Origin of the sequence: Mesorhizobium sp. M0571 (assembly GCF_040320985.1) — a bacterium.
In the GTDB taxonomy this organism is placed as follows: domain Bacteria; phylum Pseudomonadota; class Alphaproteobacteria; order Rhizobiales; family Rhizobiaceae; genus Mesorhizobium.
In genome coordinates this window covers 1-2,297 of sequence record NZ_JAMYQT010000128.1, presented here as the reverse complement: position 1 = coordinate 2,297, position 2,297 = coordinate 1, and the positions used below count along the sequence as shown (strand labels likewise).

3 protein-coding genes are annotated in these 2,297 nt (G+C 61.2%); all 3 read left to right on the top strand.

The genetic code is table 11. The annotated features are described in order from the left end of the window. Positions 1–661: 661 nt before the first annotated feature. Positions 662–1,303, top strand: a complete 642-nt coding sequence (locus NKI85_RS37615; protein ID WP_352532561.1) for a peroxiredoxin-like family protein — start codon at positions 662–664, stop codon at positions 1,301–1,303. 208 nt (positions 1,304–1,511) lie between these two features. Next, positions 1,512–2,039 carry a phage integrase N-terminal SAM-like domain-containing protein gene (locus NKI85_RS37610; RefSeq protein ID WP_352780941.1) on the top strand — a complete coding sequence of 176 codons (528 nt, stop codon included), beginning with the start codon at positions 1,512–1,514 and terminating at the stop codon, positions 2,037–2,039. Further along, positions 1,961–2,297, top strand: a 337-nt coding sequence (locus tag NKI85_RS37605; protein ID WP_352780939.1) for an IS91 family transposase, incomplete at its 3' end; no start/stop codon positions are given. The genes NKI85_RS37610 and NKI85_RS37605, both read left to right, overlap by 79 nt.

Here is a 2,297-nt window from a genome sequence, read left to right as displayed (position 1 = left end):
ACCCATGCGATGTCGGAGGCATCATAGCCTGCAAAGCAGATTGGGACCCAGTTCGCCGACCCCATCAGGGCCAGCAGTCTCGAATGGCTGCATCAACAGGCCGGACAGAAGACTGCACCCGACCAACGCGCCATAATGTCGAATTACCTCTTGCATCGCGGGAGCCATCCACAGAGGACATCGCGGGTGACAATGCTGGAGGTCATGGCCGCGCCACAACCGGACCTTCGCCAATCGTGGCGAAATATGAAGATCCGATCTCGACCTTGGTCGTTGCAGATTTGAACGTCCAAAACGAGGCCGGGAACCTGACCTTCAGCGCAAGAGCATTCGGGAGCGCTACATTTGACGTCCGGGCACATCGAAGCCGCCCAAGTTTCAAGACTTGAACACCGCAAGCATGTGAAGATCCAATCGGTCCCGCCGCTGTGTCGTCCCATGGCACGGATGAGACGATACACTGTTTACCACAGCGCTCGCGACAGCTCGCGAAACGGGCGACCCGCAGAGGCTTTTTTCGTGTTATGATGCACTTGCAACGCGCGCAATCTCGACCTCGGCAATATGGCAAAGGTCGAAAGCAATTTTTGCCCTGGCGTCCCCCAGCACGGACTCAACTCCGGATGGCTGGGTGTGCTTATCCGGGGCGAGGAGGTTGTCCATGTCCACGAGTAATGTCGAACGCCCGCTGCAGCCGGGCGACCGGGCGCCGAATATTATTCTCGATGCGATCTCCCGCGAAGGCAAAATCGCGCTCACTGATTTTCGAGGTCGTAGCCCATTGTTGATCGGCTTGTTTCGAGGCCTGCACTGTGCGTTCTGCCGGCGCAATGTCGCGGCAATGGCGCAACTCAAGCCGGCTCTGGCTGAGAAAGGCGTCGAATGCCTGGCGGTCGTCAATACGCCGGTAGAGCGGGCACGGCTCTATTTCCGTTACCATCCGACACCCGATCTTCTCGCCGCGTCCGACCCGGAGCGGGCCTCGCACCGTGCTTTCGGCTTGCGCGAGATCGGGATGGACAAGGTCATGGGGATCCGTATCGATCTCCCGGGTGAGTTGCCCGAGCCTATGGACCCCATGGCAATAAACGAGTTTCTCAACAAGAAGGAGGGGTATGAGATTACGGAAGCCGATCAGCAGATGATGGCTTCCGCTAAGGAGCTGCTGGTTGGTCAGTTTCTCATCGACCAAGGGGGCATTGTACGCTGGAGCTTCACTGAAGTTCTGGAGGCTGGCCTCAATACCCCCAAGGCGCCGAATCCGGAGGAATTGATGTCAGCGGCTTCCCAAGTTGCACATTAATGGGCTGCGGAAATAGGCGGCTGACAACTCGCTCGACGACCGCGCCCTCCCGCTCACTACCGGGGAAAGGCCGTCCTGGGTCAAAACCTGAAGATCGTGGATGACCGTTTCGCGCCTCATGCACGAACCCGCTTCGCGGGAGGGTCGCCTGGTTCTGAGATGGCGCGACATTCATAGGCCTTGAGCGGGTAAAGCCTGCGATCCGACCATGGAGTTCCCTTCAACGAGAGGAACTTGCCATGGCTACTCTGTCTACCGACGCTCCGATCACGCCACTTCGCCAGCGCATGCAGCAAGATATGCTGATGCGGGCCTGGGACCGCATACGCAGCAGGATTGCGTTCGTCATGTCCGGCGCTTCGCCGCGTTCCTTGGTCGTGCTCCCGACACCGCGACGACCGAGGACATTCGGCGCTTCCAGTTGCACCAGCATGAGAACGGCATGGGCCCTGCGACGATCAACGGTGCGGTTTCGGCGCTGCGATTCCTGTTCACGGTGACGCTGAAGCGGCGGGATTTGGCGCGCGCGCTGGTGGTCACCCGGTATCCGCGCAAGCTGCCCGAGGTGCTGAGCGTCGAGGAAGCGGCGCGGCTGCTCGAAGCGGCGCCAGGCATCAAGTACAAGGCCGCGCTCGGTGTCGCCGCCCGGCTGAACCGGTGCGAGCGGACCTGGAGGTCGCCGATATCTTCCGTGCTGCCGGCCCCGGATACCGGGTCGCCCACGCAGGGCATCTGAGCCTGCAGCAGCTCAAGGTCATGTCGGCGATCGAACACTGCCGCACCGCTGCATTGGGTGGTCATGTCGAAGCCTGTGCGGACTGCGGGCAATGGCGGATCGCCTATAACAGCTGCCGCAACCGGCACTGTCCCAGGTGCCAGGGCGCGGCCGCGCGTACATGGCTCGCCGAGCGCGAAGCCGACCTGCTGCCAGTCGGCTACTTCCACGTCGTGTTCACGCTGCCCGCCGAGGTCGCCGTCATCGCGTTCCACAACA

What these genes read in the sequence shown, in the direction of transcription:
- NKI85_RS37610 (WP_352780941.1), top strand. Translation starts at nt 1,512, where the DNA reads ATGGAGTTCCCTTCAACGAGAGGAACTTGCCATGGCTACTCTGTCTAC.
- NKI85_RS37615 (WP_352532561.1), top strand. Translation starts at nt 662, where the DNA reads ATGTCCACGAGTAATGTCGAACGCCCGCTGCAGCCGGGCGACCGGGCG.